The 18,948-nt window shown below is 33.7% G+C and carries 22 protein-coding genes; 1 reads left to right on the forward strand and 21 read right to left on the reverse strand.

Annotated elements, in window-relative coordinates:
- Window positions 1-106: 106 nt before the first annotated feature.
- The 5 genes from ACMHJ2_RS10055 to ACMHJ2_RS10075 all read right to left on the reverse strand — a co-directional run bounded on the left by ACMHJ2_RS10055 (window position 107) and on the right by ACMHJ2_RS10075 (window position 7,724).
- Complete coding sequence (locus ACMHJ2_RS10055) at window positions 107-979, reverse strand: SDR family oxidoreductase (RefSeq protein WP_413512766.1); 873 nt, start codon at window positions 977-979, stop codon at window positions 107-109.
- Window positions 980-1,458: 479 nt separating this feature from the next.
- The gene (locus tag ACMHJ2_RS10060; protein WP_413512767.1) at window positions 1,459-2,526 is read right to left on the reverse strand and encodes a phytase; all 1,068 of its coding nucleotides are present in this window, start codon (window positions 2,524-2,526) and stop codon (window positions 1,459-1,461) included.
- Entirely contained in the window at window positions 2,516-3,523 is a 1,008-nt protein-coding gene (locus ACMHJ2_RS10065; RefSeq protein ID WP_413512768.1) for a metallophosphoesterase, read from the reverse strand. Before ACMHJ2_RS10065 ends, ACMHJ2_RS10060 begins: the two co-directional genes overlap by 11 nt.
- A 65-nt stretch (window positions 3,524-3,588) precedes the next feature.
- A complete protein-coding gene (locus ACMHJ2_RS10070; protein ID WP_413512769.1) occupies window positions 3,589-6,426 on the reverse strand; it encodes a TonB-dependent receptor in 2,838 nt (945 codons plus the stop codon).
- 1,121 nt (window positions 6,427-7,547) lie between these two features.
- Window positions 7,548-7,724 carry a hypothetical protein gene (locus tag ACMHJ2_RS10075; protein ID WP_172462211.1) on the reverse strand — a complete coding sequence of 59 codons (177 nt, stop codon included), beginning with the start codon at window positions 7,722-7,724 and terminating at the stop codon, window positions 7,548-7,550.
- A 141-nt stretch (window positions 7,725-7,865) separates the two neighbouring features.
- Here ACMHJ2_RS10075 and fumC point away from each other — a divergent pair, with 141 nt between their 5' ends.
- On the forward strand, window positions 7,866-9,257 hold the full coding sequence (gene fumC / locus ACMHJ2_RS10080) for a class II fumarate hydratase (RefSeq protein WP_413512770.1): 1,392 nt from the start codon (window positions 7,866-7,868) through the stop codon (window positions 9,255-9,257).
- A gap of 116 nt (window positions 9,258-9,373) precedes the next feature.
- Here the strand turns inward: fumC and ACMHJ2_RS10085 are convergent, their stop codons facing one another.
- From ACMHJ2_RS10085 to ACMHJ2_RS10160, 16 genes are all read right to left on the reverse strand, one after another.
- Window positions 9,374-9,832: a hypothetical protein gene (locus ACMHJ2_RS10085; protein ID WP_413512771.1), complete on the reverse strand. Its 459-nt coding sequence runs from the start codon at window positions 9,830-9,832 to the stop codon at window positions 9,374-9,376.
- A 2-nt stretch (window positions 9,833-9,834) separates the two neighbouring features.
- Window positions 9,835-10,128: a hypothetical protein gene (locus ACMHJ2_RS10090; protein WP_413512772.1), complete on the reverse strand. Its 294-nt coding sequence runs from the start codon at window positions 10,126-10,128 to the stop codon at window positions 9,835-9,837.
- Window positions 10,097-10,597 carry a hypothetical protein gene (locus ACMHJ2_RS10095; protein ID WP_413512773.1) on the reverse strand — a complete coding sequence of 167 codons (501 nt, stop codon included), beginning with the start codon at window positions 10,595-10,597 and terminating at the stop codon, window positions 10,097-10,099. Before ACMHJ2_RS10095 ends, ACMHJ2_RS10090 begins: the two co-directional genes overlap by 32 nt.
- Window positions 10,598-10,685: 88 nt before the next feature.
- Window positions 10,686-11,291, reverse strand: coding sequence for a hypothetical protein (locus ACMHJ2_RS10100; RefSeq protein WP_413512774.1), 606 nt, complete (start codon window positions 11,289-11,291; stop codon window positions 10,686-10,688).
- Window positions 11,292-11,311: 20 nt separating this feature from the next.
- Entirely contained in the window at window positions 11,312-11,938 is a 627-nt protein-coding gene (locus tag ACMHJ2_RS10105; RefSeq protein WP_413512775.1) for a hypothetical protein, read from the reverse strand.
- Between the two features lie 227 nt (window positions 11,939-12,165).
- Window positions 12,166-12,801 (reverse strand): hypothetical protein, encoded by a 636-nt coding sequence (locus ACMHJ2_RS10110; protein ID WP_413512776.1) that lies wholly within the window; start codon window positions 12,799-12,801, stop codon window positions 12,166-12,168.
- Window positions 12,802-12,807: 6 nt separating this feature from the next.
- Window positions 12,808-13,179, reverse strand: a complete 372-nt coding sequence (locus tag ACMHJ2_RS10115) for a hypothetical protein (RefSeq protein WP_413512777.1) — start codon at window positions 13,177-13,179, stop codon at window positions 12,808-12,810.
- Between the two features lie 168 nt (window positions 13,180-13,347).
- Window positions 13,348-13,980: a hypothetical protein gene (locus tag ACMHJ2_RS10120; RefSeq protein WP_413512778.1), complete on the reverse strand. Its 633-nt coding sequence runs from the start codon at window positions 13,978-13,980 to the stop codon at window positions 13,348-13,350.
- Between the two features lie 119 nt (window positions 13,981-14,099).
- Window positions 14,100-14,630 carry a hypothetical protein gene (locus tag ACMHJ2_RS10125; protein ID WP_413512779.1) on the reverse strand — a complete coding sequence of 177 codons (531 nt, stop codon included), beginning with the start codon at window positions 14,628-14,630 and terminating at the stop codon, window positions 14,100-14,102.
- Between the two features lie 287 nt (window positions 14,631-14,917).
- Window positions 14,918-15,640 carry a hypothetical protein gene (locus ACMHJ2_RS10130; protein WP_413512780.1) on the reverse strand — a complete coding sequence of 241 codons (723 nt, stop codon included), beginning with the start codon at window positions 15,638-15,640 and terminating at the stop codon, window positions 14,918-14,920.
- A gap of 23 nt (window positions 15,641-15,663) precedes the next feature.
- Window positions 15,664-16,182, reverse strand: a complete 519-nt coding sequence (locus ACMHJ2_RS10135; RefSeq protein ID WP_413512781.1) for a hypothetical protein — start codon at window positions 16,180-16,182, stop codon at window positions 15,664-15,666.
- A 327-nt stretch (window positions 16,183-16,509) separates the two neighbouring features.
- Window positions 16,510-17,136 (reverse strand): hypothetical protein, encoded by a 627-nt coding sequence (locus ACMHJ2_RS10140; RefSeq protein WP_413512782.1) that lies wholly within the window; start codon window positions 17,134-17,136, stop codon window positions 16,510-16,512.
- Window positions 17,124-17,543 (reverse strand): hypothetical protein, encoded by a 420-nt coding sequence (locus ACMHJ2_RS10145; protein ID WP_413512783.1) that lies wholly within the window; start codon window positions 17,541-17,543, stop codon window positions 17,124-17,126. Before ACMHJ2_RS10145 ends, ACMHJ2_RS10140 begins: the two co-directional genes overlap by 13 nt.
- 26 nt (window positions 17,544-17,569) lie before the next feature.
- Window positions 17,570-17,770 (reverse strand): hypothetical protein, encoded by a 201-nt coding sequence (locus ACMHJ2_RS10150; RefSeq protein WP_413512784.1) that lies wholly within the window; start codon window positions 17,768-17,770, stop codon window positions 17,570-17,572.
- A gap of 210 nt (window positions 17,771-17,980) precedes the next feature.
- Window positions 17,981-18,601, reverse strand: a complete 621-nt coding sequence (locus tag ACMHJ2_RS10155; RefSeq protein WP_413512785.1) for a hypothetical protein — start codon at window positions 18,599-18,601, stop codon at window positions 17,981-17,983.
- Entirely contained in the window at window positions 18,576-18,932 is a 357-nt protein-coding gene (locus tag ACMHJ2_RS10160; RefSeq protein WP_413512786.1) for a hypothetical protein, read from the reverse strand. The genes ACMHJ2_RS10155 and ACMHJ2_RS10160 overlap by 26 nt, the downstream gene beginning before the upstream one ends.
- Window positions 18,933-18,948 lie beyond the last annotated feature (16 nt).

An 18,948-nucleotide genomic window follows, 5' to 3' on the forward strand; every position in this document is an offset into this window, starting at 1 on the left:
TATTTATCTGCATATAAAATCTATTTTATTAACATTCTCAATTGGTAAGCGTTCATTAAAAAAGGGATAATCTAGTATAAAACAAAAGAATATCCCTTTAATCTCTTTATTTTTTACGTGCATTCGCTTCCAACATATCCCACATGGCTTCAGGGATTTGATCGAGCATATTAAATTCTCCGGCACCTTGTAGCCATTCACCACCGTCAATTGTAACGACTTCACCATTGATAAAGCTAGAAAAATCAGAAATCAAATAAGCTGCTAAATTGGCCAGCTCTTGATGTTCGCCTACTCGGCGCAAAGGGATTTTTTTAGTTAAATCAAATTTTTCTCTTAACTCTCCGGGTAATAAGCGATCCCAAGCTCCTTTTGTAGGAAATGGCCCAGGAGCAATGGCATTAAAGCGCATGCCATATTTAGCCCATTCTACAGCTAAACTTCGGGTCATGGCCAAAACACCTGCTTTTGCCACCGCAGAAGGCACTACATACGCAGATCCCGTCCAAGCATAGGTTGTGGTTATATTTAAAACAATCGTATTTTTTTGTTTTTGCTCAATCCAATGCTTCCCTAAAACCAACGTACAGTTTTTAGTTCCCTTTAAAACAATATCCACAATGGTATCAAAAGCATTTGAAGACAATCGCTCCGTAGGAGAAATAAAATTACCTGCCGCATTATTGAGCAACACATCAACTTTTCCCCATTTGTCCAATACCGCTTGTAGCATTTGTTCGACTTGATCGTAATGTCTCACATCACAACTTACAGGAAAACACATCCCTCCTGTTTGTTCTTCTAATTCTTGTGCTGTTTTTTTGAGTTTCTCTAAATCGCGAGAGGTAATAACTACTTTGGCCCCAATTTCCATGAAATAAGCAGACATCGACTTACCTAATCCACTTCCTCCACCGGTTACAATAACAACTTTATCTTTTAATGCCGTTGGCGGCAACATTTTTTCTGTATAATTCATAGTGATTTTATTTTTGATATCTCCTAAAGATACAAAAAGGAAGACGATTACTTTCGCCTTCCTTTGAATTAAATTTTATATCTATACACTTCCCTCTTACTAATCACCTAAAAAAGTCTTCTATATCCTTTCATTTTCTATACCCGCATATGCTATGCTCAGTACCTTATTTTATTTCATTATTTATTACTTATATTTATCTCGGTAGTACTTACACCTAACAAAAACGTCATATGAAAATCAAATATTTTTTTCTCGCTGCTTTTTTAGCCTTGATTTGTCTTCTCCTATTAAAGAATTACAATCTAATACAGCTGGATTATGACCTGTTACTTATACTCTTCATTACCTTGCCTATTACGATTTATTTTACCCAAAAGAAAAGAAGTAAGAAATCCAAATAAATATATCGTCTACCGTTTGAACATCCTAGTATTTCTAACCTAAAAAAAGACATCTATGCGATGTCTTTTTTAGGTTTATTTTTTAGCTTGATCAATTTTTTCTTGAATTCGCATCCAATCGTAATACTGAAATACTTTTCCATTGCTCATCATCACCAACATACCTTGTGGAAATTGAGGATCTAACACTAAAGAAGTCGCTTCCAGACCATCGCATTCTATAGCTGCCACAGGAATTGTAGCCAATAGCTGATGTTTGTGAGGATTAGCTGTTTCTCCTTCTCTCGGATAGATTAGGATAGAATTATCCTGTTGATTTGAAACGATAATATATCCTGTTGTTGCCTCTTTTTTGTAGATTGCAATCCCTTCATGGTCTCTTTTGGCCTCTTTTTGGGCAAAAAAGGCAAGCTCATCATTTCCTTTTTCAGGATCTGCATAATACTTGCGAACACCGGCTGTTTCATCTGAATAATAGATATATCCCAATTCTTTATCCACGGCAATCGCTTCAATTTCTTTCTTTCCGCTATAGGTACCAAATTTTCGAGCCAATTGCAATTCTATTTTCCCTTGTTCATTCGTTGCATACGCATACTGCCATAAATAATCCGTAGAAGGTCCGTTTTTTCTACCTACAATAGCATAGAATACTTTCGACTCAGCTGCTGTCTTCTCATATAAGGCAATTCCCATAGGCTCATTGAATCCTTCTGTTTTCTCTCCTTCAAAAACCGTCAATCCACCGTCGTCAATAGGGGTCAATTCAGGTAATTTGAAGATTCTAATTTTATTCGCCTTTCTTTCAGTTACAACAGCAACATCAATGAATTGATTTTGGTAGGGGAAATCATAGGCAATATCCACATTGTTTGGACGTGCCATATCCACATACTTGCTGACAATTTTCCCCTGTAAATCAAACGCGTAAAGTCCCCCTCCCTTTTCTTTATCTGTGCCAATAATCAAACTTTTAGTTGCGTCTTTTTTATTCACCCAAATGGCGGGATCATCGGTATCAAAAACGGTTTGTTCAGTTACAACCACAGGTTGAATTGCATCGGGAGAAACGGGTGCTAATTGGTCTTTACAAGCCGTTAGTACAACACAACTTAGTACGAGATATAAAAATTTAGTATGCATTATTTTTTTGTTTAATGGTGTGTGTATAGATTACTTCCGCTTTATCGTCTTTTGCTTTTACCACTTGAACGGTCAATTCGTTTGCAGCAATTGAAAAAGTCATAAATCCAGGTTCTGCTGCAGCAAAAATAGTGTGCTCCATGGTTCCTGAAGGGCGCACTTCACTTGCCGCACCCGATAAGAATTGTGTTGTATATCTATTTTTAGGTTTTATAATTTGCAAATCATGTTCATGTCCACAAATATAGGCATCCACTTTATGGCGGTCAAAGAAGGCAGCAAACTTTTGTTCAAATCCTTGGGTATCTTTATTGTTTTTGCGCTTCCCTCCACTGTACATCGGATGGTGACCGACTACAATTTTCCACTGGATATCCTCCGCTGCTTGTCCGAGGGTTTCTTCTAACCACTGCATTTGCTTGGCTGTATCTTGTTCGGTTAAATCGCTGTATTTGTTGCTCTTTTGATAGCCGTCAATAAACGGATTGGTATCCATAACAACCAACAAGAGTTTTTTACCATTTTCTAAGGTAAAAACCTCACTGTAATAGCGTTCTGGCATATTCCAACGTCTGCTAATATTCGTATAGTCCAGTTGAGCTTGAACATTGCCTAAATAATCGTGATTGCCTAGGGCTACATACCAATTGGCATATAGGGATGGATTGGTATAGATCGTTTCAAACGATGCTATCCAATGGTAATCTTGTGTACTCGCAACCCCGTTTGGATAAAAATTATCCCCTACTGATACGACAAATTCACCATCTAAAACAACCATGGCATTTCCCATTTCCCGAGCAACTTCTTTTTGATAGTAATCCCCCACTCGCCCGAAATCACCTAGTACGACGAAATTAAAACTGTCTTTTTTATAGGCTAAACTTGGGATATTACGCCCTGAGTATCCCGTGATTTTTTCGTTTTCAAAAGGGGTTTGTGCGTGAACAAACCAAGGTGAACAAGCCAAAAGTAGGCTGTATAGTATCTTTTTCATGCTTTGTGTTTTAAAAAAGTACAGCAACTATTTAGTTGCTGTACTTTTTCTATTGTAAACTTCTGTTATAAATCAAATTTAATTCCCAATGTAAATTTAGGTTGGTAATACTCCATTTGCATAACGCGATTACTAACGCCTTGGTAGTATCTCAAGGGTTGATTCGTCAAATTAGTAGCTTCAGCAAAAACGCTTAAATAACGTGTGATTTTATAAGAGGCATTGGCATCTAAAAATAATTGTTTGTCATAGTAACTATCTTCAAAACTACTTCCGCCTAGAGCATCTAAATAATCAGAGGCATAATTTACAGAAACACGAGCAGAAAATCGTTCATTTTCCCAGGATAATGACCCGTTAAACATATGAGGAGCCGCTCCTGGTAATTCCATATTTTTTCTAATTTCTCCATTTGCATTTGTAATTCCCTTTGCTTGAGAATGGGTATAAGTATAGTTGACATAAACACCTAAGCCTTTCCAGAATTTACCCGGAATAAAGTCCAATTGCCTTTGAAAAGCAACCTCAACCCCAAACAAATTAACTTGGTCTCCATTGCGTTGTTGCGTAAATTTCCACGTTTCTCCTGCTTGAATTGGGTTCACCTGATCTGGGAATTCACTCTTAAAGTTATCTTGCGAAAAAGAGTCTGAGCGGTAGGTATAAATAAAGTCATTTAAGTTTTTGTAAAACACACCCGCAGAGAACATTCCCACGGATTGAAAATATTTTTCAGCCATTAAATCAAAATTATACGCATAGGTTGCTTTTAAATCGGGATTCCCTGCTGCGATTGTATTTTCCTGAGAGGCAACATTGATATAAGGCGCTAAAGCATAATAATCGGGTCTAGCTAATGCCGTTGTAAAAGCGGCTCTATAAATCCAATCCGTTGCGGTTTGGTATTTAAACGTCAAACTCGGCATTACATTGGTATAACTATTTGTGTTATTTACTTCGCCAATTAGGTCACTTTCATCTACAAGATAATTTCCTGTATAATCAATGCTTGTATGTTCAATACGAGCACCGACAATCATGGATAAGTTTTCATTAAAATCTTGGTCCCAACGAATATAACCGGCATATATTTTTTCTTTCGCCTTGTAGTTTAACGCTAGATATTCTGCGGGTACTTCTTTTTTCTCAAACTGACTTGCCCTGTGTAAATCCAATCCTCCTAAGTAAGCATTGGAAGCAAAATAACCGGGTACATAACGACTCCCAGCTTGAAAGTCTTTACCATCGTAAAAACTAGAAGGAACATCTACTAATTTTCCTATGGCATTCGTTCCAACGGGTTTAAATTCATAGAACATATTGTCGCGTTTTTTATCTTTGAGACGCAAACGTCCACCAAAACGCAAACGTCCTTTTTGATCTTCAATTACTGAAAAGGGTATTCTAAAATTTAATTTCGCCCCAAATTCACTGTCTTTCGTAAAGTTATCATTTTCAGTTAGTTTTCTAAAACTGAAATTTTCAGGTGTATCTTTTACCGCTGTTAGCAACGGATAATCTCCATTAGATAAATCCTCTTGAATAGCAACTTTTTTATTTTGAAAGTCCAAATAACGCTCTCCTGGGCGATCTTCTGATGCACGCGCATAGTTCATCGACCAGTCCATATCTAAACTACTTGACCATAAATGTGTTCCACTTAAAGCGTAATTTTGAACGCGCTGATCTTCTAAACGCGTATTCTTATTGCGGTTGTTATCAACGCCTCCTTTTGTTTCTCTGCGGATATCTCCTTTGTACCCTATAATAGCATTATCGGCATCGTATTCTGGTGTTATCCCTCTGTAACGCACGCGATAGCGATTTTCTCTATCATCTCTCCAATTGTACATCGCACTCGCATAAATGGTATGGTTCTCATTGATTTTATAATCAAAAGCCCCTGAAAAACTGCGACGTACGCGTTGTACATCATATTTACGGATATCATATTGATTGATGTATACATTGCCATGCTCATCTTTAGCCCAAACTGCTTCTACATTATCAGATCCAAAATTATTGCTGTTATAGGATCCACTTAAGATCATACCGAATTTAGAATCTAAAAATCGATTGCCATAGACAAAACTACCGATGTAATTGCCTTTCTCTCGAATTGGATTATAACCGCCTGCAAGAGTTGCAGAAATTCGCTCCCCATAAGGAGAAGCACGGGTAATCAAATCTACCGATCCACCAATCGCATCTGCATCCATATCCGGGGTTAGGGTTTTATTGACTTCTATAGATGAAATCATATCCGAAGGAATTAAATCCATCTGAACATTTCGGTTATCTCCTTCTGCTGAAGGAATACGATCTCCGTTTAAGGTAACTGAATTTAAATTTGAGGCTAATCCTCGTATTACAATATTACGGGCTTCGCCTTGGTCATTTTGCATGGTAATACCCGGTACGCGTTTTAAAGCATCTCCAATATTAGAATCTGGAAAACGTCCTACTTGATCGGCAGAAATAACATTGGATACATTTTCTTTATTCATCTGTTGATTCAATGCCTTTGCTTGCCCTTTTAAGCGATCTCCCACAATTACAATTCCCTCTAAAGTTTGAATATCGGTAGACAAACTCAAATTCACTACTGTATTTTGTCCAGCAACGACCTCCACTTCGTGTTCTACAGGAGCATATCCCATATAACTAACCGATAGGGTATATGAACCCATTGGTATATTTAAAAACTCAAAATAACCATTGGTATTACTAATGGTATATTGTTTTCCTTTGTTTAACAATACGGCTGCACCTGGAAGTGAACTTTTATCTGAAGCGTCAATGACTCTTCCTGATACAATACCGCTTTTTTGATCCTTATTTTGCGCGTGTAAGGGTACAGCAAAACAAAGCATAAAAAGAAAAAATAAGTACTTTATTCTCATAATACTAATATTGAATAGTTTGAGGCAAACTTACTGCCACCCCTACAATTCTATGTTGCTCTATTATTATGATTGTATGAGTATTCCTTGCCTTATGTTAACTTATGGGCTGTAATTTTAGGTAAAGGTTATCTACTTTCGATAGGGGGAATTTTCTTTTCAGTCAATCTTATATGAGAGATATTCACTCCAAAATCCATTTCTCTTTCTGTTTTTTAATAACAAAGCTGAATAACCAATGGGATGCTTCCTGCGTCAGCATAGACGTACACAGTGTTGATGTTCGTGTAAAGTTGGTTCTGACAATCAAAAATTACGTTCTTTTTTAAGGGGTAGAAAAGAAACAAAAACCCCTTGGACTGACCCAAATAAGGGTCAATTTTATTCTTAAAACGGAGAACAAAAGAACTCGCTGCGCTCAAACACCTTTTGTTCTTGCCGTTTTTTCAAATAATTGACACTCCTTATTGGGCTAACGTCCGTTTGAGATTCGCTTTTGTAGGCAGATCTTCTTTTTAGAAAGTATCACTGTAAACTGCATATCGACCGCAATGTGGCTATTAGTATAAAGTCGGTTCTGGTAATCTAAAAACAGCATCAAAAATTACTTTCTTTTTTAAGGGGTAGAAAAGAAACAAAAACACCTTGGACTGACCCAAATAAGGGTCAATTTAATGCTCAAAACGGAGAACAAAAGAACTCGCTGCGCTCAAACACCTTTTGTTCTTGCCGTTTTTTCAAATAATTGACACTCCTTATTGGGCTAACGTCCGTTTGAGATTCGCTTTTATAGGCAGATCTTCTTTTTACAAAGTATCTCTGTAAACTGCACAGCGACCGCAATGTGGCTATTAGTATAAAGTCGGTTCTGACAATCTAAAAACAGCATCAAAAATTACTTTCTTTTTTAAGGGGTAGAAAAGAAACAAAAACACCTTTTGTTCTTGCCTTTTTTTCAAATAATTGACACTCCTTATTAGGCTAACGTCCGTTTGAGATTTGCTTTTATAAGAAGAACTTCTTTTTCAGTATTCAACCCATAACTCATAATCCTTCACCCACCCCAATAAAAAAAGAGGCTATGCTGTGCATAACCTCTTTTATTTCGTAAAAATCAAATTTTACATTTGACTTTCTTCTAACTGCTGTTTTTTAGCTTTCTTCTCTTTTAAAAGCTCCATTGCGCCTCCCGTTGCCCAATAGCAAGCGAAGCCAATCAAGAATATTAAAAGCCAAAATGCCATTGTAATAACGGTCATGGCCACGATGAAACCTAAATACTGTTGAAATTCAAACATTTTATTCCGGATTTTTTTGTATACGACTCAAATATACACTCTTTTCTTGATTTGACAATACAGCTCTTTTATTTCATCTCTTCTTTAGAATCAAACTAAATAATTTGTATCTTTAAGCTCATTTTAAATACAAATCACCTCATGGAATATAGAATAGAAAAAGACACCATCGGAGAAGTAAACGTACCGAAAGACAAGTATTGGGGGGCGCAAACAGAACGCTCAAGAAATAATTTTAAAATTGGCCCAGAAGCTTCTATGCCACATGAAATTATTGAAGCTTTTGCTTATTTAAAAAAGGCGGCTGCTTATGCAAATTTCGATTTAAACGTTTTAAGTCAAGAAAAGAGGGATGCCATTGCTGCCGTATGTGATGAAATTATTGCAGGTCAATTAAAAGATCAGTTTCCTCTGGTTATTTGGCAAACGGGATCAGGAACGCAATCCAACATGAATGTCAATGAAGTCATTGCCAATCGCGCGCAAGTTTTAGCTGGATTTGCTATTGGTGAAGGCGAAGCGGTATTAAAAGCGAATGACGATGTCAACCAATCGCAATCTTCGAATGACACCTATCCTACTGCCATGCATATTGCGGCTTATAAAGCGGTCATTGAATCAACAATTCCAGGGGTAACACAATTAAAAAATACATTAGCTGCAAAAGCTACCGCATATAAGGATATCGTTAAAATTGGACGTACGCATTTAATGGATGCGACTCCTCTTACACTTGGTCAAGAGATTTCGGGTTATGTTGCTCAATTGGAACATGGTTTAAAAGCGCTACACAATACATTACCTCACTTAGCGGAATTGGCTTTAGGGGGTACTGCGGTAGGAACGAGATTAAATACACCTGCTACTTACGATGTAGTGGTTGCCAAGCATATTGCCGATTTTACGAAACTGCCTTTTGTTACGGCTCCAAATAAATTTGAAGCGCTAGCTGCGCATGATGCGATTGTAGAAACGCATGGCGCATTGAAACAATTGGCTGTATCCTTATACAAAATTGCCAATGATGTTCGTATGCTAGCTTCTGGTCCGCGTTCGGGAATTGGTGAAATTATCATTCCTGCTAATGAACCAGGGTCCTCTATTATGCCTGGTAAAGTAAATCCAACGCAATGTGAGGCACTAACGATGGTTGCCGCACAAGTACTGGGTAATGATGTTACCATTTCTTTTAGTGGCACACAAGGACATTATGAATTGAATGTTTTCAAACCGGTAATGGCGGCTAACTTTATTCAATCGGCTAAATTATTAGGGGATGCTTGTGTGTCTTTTGATGCGCATTGTGCGCAAGGCATCGAACCCAACCACAAACGCATCCAAGAATTGGTGGATAACTCGTTGATGTTAGTTACGGCATTAAATACCAAAATTGGTTACTACAAAGCGGCAGAAATTGCACAAACGGCACATGCCAATGGCACAACGTTAAAAGAAGAAGCGGTTCGCTTGGGCTATGTCACTCCAGAAGATTTTGATCTTTGGGTGGATCCGAAGAAGATGATTGGAAATTAGTGATGGGTGATGAGCGAAGTAAAAAAAGAGGAGTAAAACTCCTCTTTTTTTATAAACATATTCTATTTTAAATAGAAACACCATCATATACCAACTCTTATAAAGAAAATACAAACTTAAATTTGAATTAACACTTCATAATCATTAAAACATGTGACCAAAACACCTTGATCAGTGACATCGAAAGATTCAAATATATCTGGCAAGTCTATTTTATCAATAATTTTAAAGGATTGTTTACTCATTTTTAGAATTTGAAGTTCTGTTATAACGAAAAGAAAATTATTGAATACTTGAGTATCATAATAGAAAAAATTAAGTTTTACTCTATCAATAACAGTATTTTCAATCATATTAATAACAATAAATTCAAGATCTATCCCTATCGTACAATATTGATTATTTATAATCTTTATTACAGGTTTAACAATATCACTTCCCCATGCAAATTTGTATACTACATTATTAATTAGAATTGTAGCAAAAGCTCTATCAGTTATTTTTTCTTCAAAGAGATTTTTTAATTTAAGCGCTTGATATTTTTCTTTAGTAATCCTATCTATACTTGATACCATAATCATTGTTTAAATATTTTTGGAATAATTGTTACAACTGATGGCTGACTCATCATATTCCCATCTTTGTAAAAAAAGCCTACATCAATACTTCCTCCTTTATTTACCATTATATTTTTAGTTATTGTTGTGCCATATTGACTCGTTTGAGTCTTAATATATGTTCCATTATTAAAAGCATTTGTAAAAACCTTTGCTAACTGAGTTTCTGTTTTAATACCGAGTGTTTGTAAATCTTTCAAATTTTGAGCAGATCTAGAAATATTATGCTCGCTTCCTGTTACAATTTTTACCAAAAAAATAATCAAATTTACCCGGATTCACTGTAAAATCTACTTTACTAGATAATGAAGAAGACATTCCTAGTGATTTCCTGCCATTTTTCATAACAGTAGCTAGGCCCCATAATCCTTTGGCTCCTTCTAAGAACATTGCTGCCTCAATTGTAAATTCACTTGCTGGCAACAAGGTTTCTTTTATATAGGAATAATCTCGTTCTTCCGGAGTTTTTTCATTGTATGTTTTCTTTTTGGCCCCCTCTTGCTCCAACTCATCTACCCCCATATGCATAGCATGATTCAAACCACTAACAATTAACCCTTGTCGCATTCCCTTCCAGAAATCACCACCAGCAATCTGTACTACTTTAGTTGGATTATCGCTTAAGAAGTTAACTGAGTAGCAAGTTATTAAAAAAATCTTTAAACTACTTCTGATTTTACAAGATGAAGTATACTTTGCAAAAGATGAAAAGGATAAACTCATTAAATCAATCTTATTTAATAAAAGTAGTAGAGAGTTTGTTCTCTACTACTTTTCTTCTGCATTTATTTTTTACTACCCAAAAAATAGACTAATCAATAATAAGAGGTATTTGATTTGATTCTATTTTTTCAAAAAAAGGAACATATCCCTTCTTTTTTAGTTGTTGTAAGACTTCCGTATTAATGAATTTTTTCATTAATTCTTGGTCTAAATGATAGGTTAAAATCAAATTATAATTATTCTGACTAATACTATACATGTAGAAATTATCTGCATCTGTAGACCAACATAATTTAAATGGAATTGTTATTTCTTTTTCTTCACCACTTTTTAGTAATATAAAATCTTCTACTTTTCTATTGTCTAATAGCGTTGTCCATTCATCAAAACTGACGAAACCTCCAGACATTGAAGTTCCTTCACCTGAAAAAGGAACCAATTCATTAGTGTCAATATCTTTTAATGATATTTTAGGTATAAATACAGATGTTCTAAAAAAGTCTTCCATTAACATTTTATAAGAGAGTACTGATACCTCCCAAGGAAGAAAAATCGCTTGGTTCGTTTGATTACTGACTCTTATTTTAAGCGTATCACCGTCTTTAACTGTTGTATTTAATATCTCAGCTATAATTTTATCTTGTGCATATACTTTAATTTGAAATAATAAAATAAGAAATACTAGTTTTAGCATAATTGTTATTGTCTTCTTTATTAATAATTCCATTTGTTATCTTTTGCAAGGTTTATATATTTATTATGTTCTTGAGCATTATAAAGAAATCCTCCTTTATTAAAATCATGAGCGAAAATTTCACTAATTGCTCGTGCTCCGTCTTGAGTATATTTATTAGCCCATGTTTGATACACTCCAGAATAATAATGTGTCATATGTATTAATTCATGCCCCATGGTACTAGCTAGTGAATAATAAGATAAAAATACATTTTTCGATAATGAAATTACATTTTTTGAAGTAATCGTATATTTACCATTCACCTCCTTATAACTGTAATGTGATTTTCCATTAACAGATCTTCCATTCTCATCGGTTAGTTGGTCTTTTATGGAATAATTAGGATTTCCTGCTTCTATTGACAACTCAGGAAAAACTTTTTCAGCAAATTCCTTAGTCCATTCTTCTGAAGGTAATTTTGTAAAATCAGTAAATGGATCTAAATCAGCTTTTTTTAATGCATTTTTCACTTTATCTCCTTCAATAACCATATGCATGGCATGATTCAATCCACTAACAATAAGCCCTTGTCGCATTCCTTTCCAAAAATCACCACCAGCAATCGTAGAAGAAATACCACCGGATAATCCATCACCGCCAATCATAGTCGCTCTGGTTTGGAATTACATAGCAAGTTACTAAAAATTAGATTGTACTTCTTTTATATAACAAACGTATTGTTTATTGGAAGTAGTTAGCCTGCTGCAAAATGTAAAAAAAACTATTAAATTCTATTTGATGATGAAATATCTTAGAACGAAAAAGCAGTAGACGATTTACGTTCTACTGCTTTCACTTTAACTTATCTGCTGTATTCTAACAATACAATGATTTAATCGTCTATTGAACGCTTTTGATTATAAAAACTAATAAAATAGATAGGTGAAGCCTTTTTCATCCACTCAATTTCTTCTTTCGTACATTCAAATGTGATATAATAATTTACATCACTCATAAAGGTTCCGTTGGCAATATCTAATTTGTAAAAATATTCTGCCACCAACAAGATTAAATCTAATGTATCTTGATTCTTTTTTAATGCTGTAAACATAGCGGTAGAACAACACATCAAACTAATTATCCGTGCCTTATCAATTAGCACATCTGTTTCATGAAAAAGGTTGACAATAAACGAAGCTATATCAAAGCAATTCTTGTATTTTTTGCGTTCAAAATAATAGGGAATGGAATTAAATTTAAAGCCCGATTGGGCATATAAAACATTAAATTCCTTATCTTCATTTTGGAATATATCTGAATTTCTGTCTTTTAGTTGTCTAAATTCTCGTTTTAACCAATCTAATTTATCTTGTTCTTTATCATATATATTACTTAATAAACTTGATAATTTCATATAAAATATTCTGTTTTTTCGAGCCCCATTAGGAGACATAAACAGGTTTTTCGCAAATGTAGTATCATGCTCTAAACGAGTGATTAACATCAATAGTTCTTTTATTTCTTTCATTATTATTTATTCAAATCTATGCCGAATTTGTTGTTTTCTAATACTATTGTTAAAAAGATTTACAGATGAACCTGGAAAACCAAGATTTCTATAACCAGCTTCAACTTTTATATAGTTTAATCCTGCTTTTCTAGCAGCTGCAAATACAGGCCCTCCCAAACCACTTCCAGCTATAAAAACATGTGGAGATGATGTAAACACTTCATAATAATCATTATAGATTTCGTATTTAACAATTATATCATAAGGTCTCACTGTCCCATTTTTAAGAGCATTTTTGTTAAGTCGATTTCCTAAAGACAAAGAATATCTAAAATCTTTTGCCACATGTGGTCCTTCACCACTTTTTTTCAAATCTACCAATCTGCCTTTATTCAAATTATATTATTCATAGCTCATAGCTCTATATAACCGTTCACTAATATCTGGATCACTATCTCCTTTTACTAAAGATCCAACTATAACTAGAACAAAAACAGAGGTAGCAGATAAGGTTACTACTGCTTTCGCTTTAACTTATCTGTTGTATACTAACGATACAATGATTTAATCGTCTATTGAACGCTTTTGATCATAAAAACTAGTAAAATAGATAGGAGAAGCCTTTTTCATCCACTCTATCTCTTCTTTTGTACATTCAGAAGTTAAATAATCATTCACTTCAATGATAAAGGTACTGTCAGCCATATCCAATTTGTAAAAGTATTCGACAATTAACAAAATTAAATCAAGTGTATCTTGATTCTTTTTTAATGATGTAAATATGGTACTAGAACAACACATAAAATGAACTAGTGCAACTTTAAGTGCACTATCACCTCTATTAAACATCATTTTGATAAATAAAGCTAAATCAAAATAATTTTTATATCCTTTATAATTGAAATATACAGGAATGGCATCAAACTTGAAATGCGAATTAGCATAGAGCGCATTAAATTCTTCATCCTCATTGAGAAATACTTTCAAAGAAGCATTCTCTAATTGACTCAATTCCCTTTTAAACCATTCAAATTTGTTTACTTCCTTATCATATATTGAGATAAAAAAGTCACATAGTTTCTTGTGTAATATGGCATACTTTTGAGGACCTTTAGGTGACATAATCAAGCCTTGAAAAGCACTGTTAACCTCTGTTCGTCCACTAATTAAGATTAGCATTTTTTTTACTTCATTCATAATTTAGAATTTATGCCAAATTTTTTGCGTTCTAATTTTGCTATTAAAAAGATAAACTGAACTGCCAGGAAAGCCAACATTAGTAAATCCTCCTTCATATTTAATATAGTTTAAGCCCGCTAGTCTTGCGCCATTAAAACTGGGCCTCCTAATGTAATACCATCTGCAATATATTTATATGGGCTTGCAAAAAATGCGTTGTAAGCATCAATATAAATTTGATATTCAACAATTATATCGTATGGTTTTGTTGCACCGCTATTTAAAGCATCTTTATTTAATCTATTACCGAGTGATAGTGGATAATCAGAATTTATTGCAACATGTGGTCCTTCTCCTTTCTTTTTTAAATCTATTAATTTACCACCAGTTGCGTTATATTCTTCAAAACTCATGGCTCTATACATAGGCATACTAATACCTGGATCACTATCTCCTTTTACTAAAGATCCAACTATAGCTAGAACAAAAACAGAGGTAGCAAATAAGGTTACTACTGCATCCAGGGTAACTGTACCAATTGGAATAACTATTTCGCTTAATGTTGTATTATTCGTTGGTTTTGATTTATTTCCTTCTTGATCATATCCATTATCAAGCCCCATATGCATGGCATGATTCAATCCACTAACAATAAGCCCTTGTTGCATGCCTTTCCAGAAATCACCACCTGCAATAGTAGAAGAAATACCACCTGATATTCCACCTCCTGCAATCAGAGCCGCTCTAGTTTGACTAGCGTTCTACAAGATACGCTAAATAGCAGTTTACTTAAAAAGTTTTTAAACGAGTTTACAAATACTTCTACTCCACATATACTTTACAAAAGTTGAAAGCATTTGCGAATTAAATAGATTTATTCTGAACAACTTGCTTATAAAGGAAAAAGCAGTAGTAATTTGTTTACTACTGCTTTTTAAATTTATCGTCTACAATTTTATTCCTTTTCAATCTCTAAAAATTCCTTACCAAAAAAAGGATCATTCATAAACGCTCTCATCGCTTTAGAAATTTTTAGAGGAACAATATTACTTTGTATCTCGTATGTATATAATACATAACCTTTATTCTCTAAATTTGATCTATTATACATAGTGTCTTTTTCTCTCAATTGCTCCATTTTTTCTTTGGATACTTGGTAATTGAGCTGAAAGTAAGTAAATAAACTATCTGTACTCTGATAAAATAAGGAACAGGAGTAAAACTCACGTTTAATAAATTGTATAGGTATTTGCAATCTTACAGAAGTATTAGACTCTAGGAATAAAATATCGACATTTTTAAATTCTTCTTTTTTTCTTATTAATTTACCACTAAATACACTTTGTTGTACATCCATACAATCTGAGGTATCTGAACCTCTAAAATTACCGCGATTCATTTCTTCATCATACCAAATTTCTTTTAAGGAAAAATGCTCTTTTGCTTCATAATAGCTATTAAATCCCAAATATCGATTCATCGAAGTATCCAAAGGCAGATAATAATTCTGATTACTGTGATTAAAAAACTCAACAGTTACAATACTATTATTCTCTATAGAGTCCTTTAGAATTGTTAGGATTATGTCCGCTTTTTTAGGACTTTGCCCATAAGAGAAAGGGATAAAAAATAAGAGTAAATAGCATAATGCTGTTGTTTTAAATTTAGTATTTTGCATGTTTAGAATAAAATTTAAAATTGCTAATTATTACTGTTAACTGCATTTAAATGATTTAAATATATTGGGTTTGAATTTATGTAACTATTTCCCCACTCTATTTCTAATTGATATGCCTTTACTTCAGACATATTGTAAGAAGCCTCAACTCCATATTTTTTATGCCATACTGATCTGAATCCAGATACAACATCTATAACATGACTTAATTCATGTATCATGGTTAAAGTTAAACCTCTATATGTATTAAATACGGTAGAGCGAAGTCGAACTTTTCCATCAGTAAGAAAATAATCTCCATTTTCTGTATACCTTATCTTTACTTTTCCTACAGATGATTGACCGGCATCACTTTCAATATCATTATCAACAATAAAATCAGGTTTTTGGGCAGCTTCATAATATTCAGGGATAACTTTTTCTGCAAAACCATTTATCTTACTATGATCTCTATACAAATCTTCTGCAGGGTCATTTGGCTTATATCCATGATCATCTAATCGCTTATCTATACGTGCTTTTTTAATTTCTCCTACACCCATATGCATCGCATGATTCAATCCACTAACAATCAACCCTTGTCGCATTCCCTTCCAGAAATCACCACCAGCAATAGTAGAAGAAATACCACCTGATAATCCACCACCAGCAATCCTAACTGCTTTAGTTTGATTGCTAATTTACGGCAAAATAAGAATGGATATTGGGTGTTATCTTTTTGTAATGTCTCGTAACTATACAAGAATTCCTTCTTTATTGATGAGGTCTCTTCCTAAAATCAAAAAGCAGCAGGAAATGGTTCGCTACTGCTTTTTTAATTATCATTCAATTATTTTAGTTCTTTTTGTATCACTAGCATTTAATTCCTATCAATAGACAAACTTTACCGTATTTGACCGAATATATTCATTATAAGGGCTGTATTTTTTGCTTTTAAGTTCAAGTAAAAGTTCTTTCCCCACATATTTATCCATCCATTTTTTAGACATAATATAATTGATGTCAAAAGTAATTTTACTTTGTTTATGTTTTGTCTCACTTAAGTCATACTCAATAAAACTTTGGTTATTTAATTCTTGTACTTTTTTAAGTGTAAAAAAGTATGGAATTACTAGTATCTTGTTTTTTGGAATTAAAACAATTCTATCTTTATCTTGTATACTTCCATTTATTTGATTAAAGTATTCTAAATCATGAGCTGACGTAGACACTATCGTATAAATTGGAGTATCTTTTTCCTGACTTTTTAAATTTTCTCGTATTTTAATACCACCGCATAGTTCAGTTTTACAGAACTGTAACCTAGTCTGGTTTTCCGATATCGTATCCAACGCAATCCAAATATTCTGATTCGAATTATTCACTAACTTTATTTCTAACCAAGTACTATCACGTATTTCTTCTTCCAGTATTTCAAAATATACACTCGATTTCTTGTTTTGACTTAAACCAATTGTAAGTGAAAACAGGCCAATAAGTAAAATTATCTTTCCCATCCGTTTAATTTTGCTTCATTTATAAAACCTTTATATGTACTATTAAATTGCGATTGTTCACCAGTAGAATGATATGCATCAATCTCAGATAGGACTGTTGCGGCATGAGTATTTTTATATTTATATGCCCAATTTGCAAAGACTCCAGTTGTTAAGTGAACTCTATGTATCAGTTCATGCGCACCAACTCTCGCTAAATTCAAATTAGTAGATGTACTATTTTTTGACAACCTAATATTACTTTGCTCAGCAGTTGGTCTAAAACAACTTAATTCTCCAGGCGTATCGTCTCCTATTGACGCATATTTCCATGGTGATTCTCCTTCACGATTAGGGTCTATAAATTCAACAATATCATACGAAGGATTATGTCCTAACTTCGATAAAAGAGGAAAAAGTCTTTCCATAAACGTTTTCGCTTCCTCCCCTGTTGTTACCCCACTAGGATTCTCGGATTTAACTTTTCTCTATCTAAAGCCTGATGAACAAGATTATTTTCTTTTATTTTATCTAAAACCATATGCATTGAATGATTCAATCCACTAACAATAAGCCGTTGTTGCATACCTTTCCCGAAATACCCCCCTGCAATAGTAGAAGAAATACCATCGGATAATCCACCACCGCCAATCATAGTCGCTCTGGTTTGGAATTACATAGCAAGTTACTAAAATTTAGATGAAGCTTATATTATGTAACAAAGGTATTGTTTACTGGAAGTGATTGGCCTCCTGCAAAAGGTAAAAACACCAACCCATTAAATGTAATTTAATTACGGAATACCTTAGAACGAAAAAAGCAGTAGGAAATATTTCTCTACTGCTTTTTTGTCCAATAATGAGTTTTAGTCGTACGTGATACTTATAATGTTTTTCATATGATTCGGGACTTTAGTATAGACTGCTTTTGTTTTACTTGTTACCTCCAATTCTACAATTTCATCTCCTAAACTGACATACAATTTAATTTTTGGTAATTCTTGTTTTAATAATTCAATTCTTTCCTTCCTATTGTATTGATCGAATTGTTCAAAAAAAGAATAAAGCTCACTTTCTTTATCCAGGACCTCCATACCACATTCTACTGTAAAAGAACGTCCTTCATACATTTCGTATATTGATAAAAATTTTTGAAAAGACTTATATTTTTTATCTTTATATGATATCCATATATCAACATCTTTTTGGCGATCTAACTTATAATTCGTTTGATTATTTGTAAATATAGAATCTAGAGGTTTCAAAGTGAAAATGAGTTTATTAAAAATACTGTTTTGTTCTTTAAGGTATCTAAAGTCAATTTCATTAATATACTGGCTATTTTCTAAGTTATTTATCTCTATGGGATTTAATATAAGGGAGTAAACCTTAAAATCTTCTTTGCAGCTTATTAATGTAAATAATACAATGATTAGTAATGCAAGCTTCTGAGGGGAAAACTTACAATGATTTATTTTTATTTTCATATCGAAGCATATTATCTTTAAAATCATCTGTTGTGAATTGCCATGAGTATAGAGATCTTTGATATTGAATAGCTCTTAATTCTCTTTGACCTCTAGAATAATCTTGTATGTTTTTGTTTTCAAATCCATTATTTTTCAGAGACTTATATTGAAGATTATCTAAATAGTGTCTATACTCATGCCCTATCGCATTTATCATATTAAATTTGTTATCCAATAAAGAACTGAATTTACCCGCAATTAAATAAAATTTCCCCATTGATTGGAGTCTTCTTCCTAGAAATCCCGTATTTTTTAATCTTACACTCATAAGCGTTTCACCCAATTCCACTCTTGTAGTTGAAGCA

It is taken from the genome of Myroides odoratus, from assembly GCF_965118575.1.
Lineage (GTDB): Bacteria > Bacteroidota > Bacteroidia > Flavobacteriales > Flavobacteriaceae > Flavobacterium > Flavobacterium odoratum_B.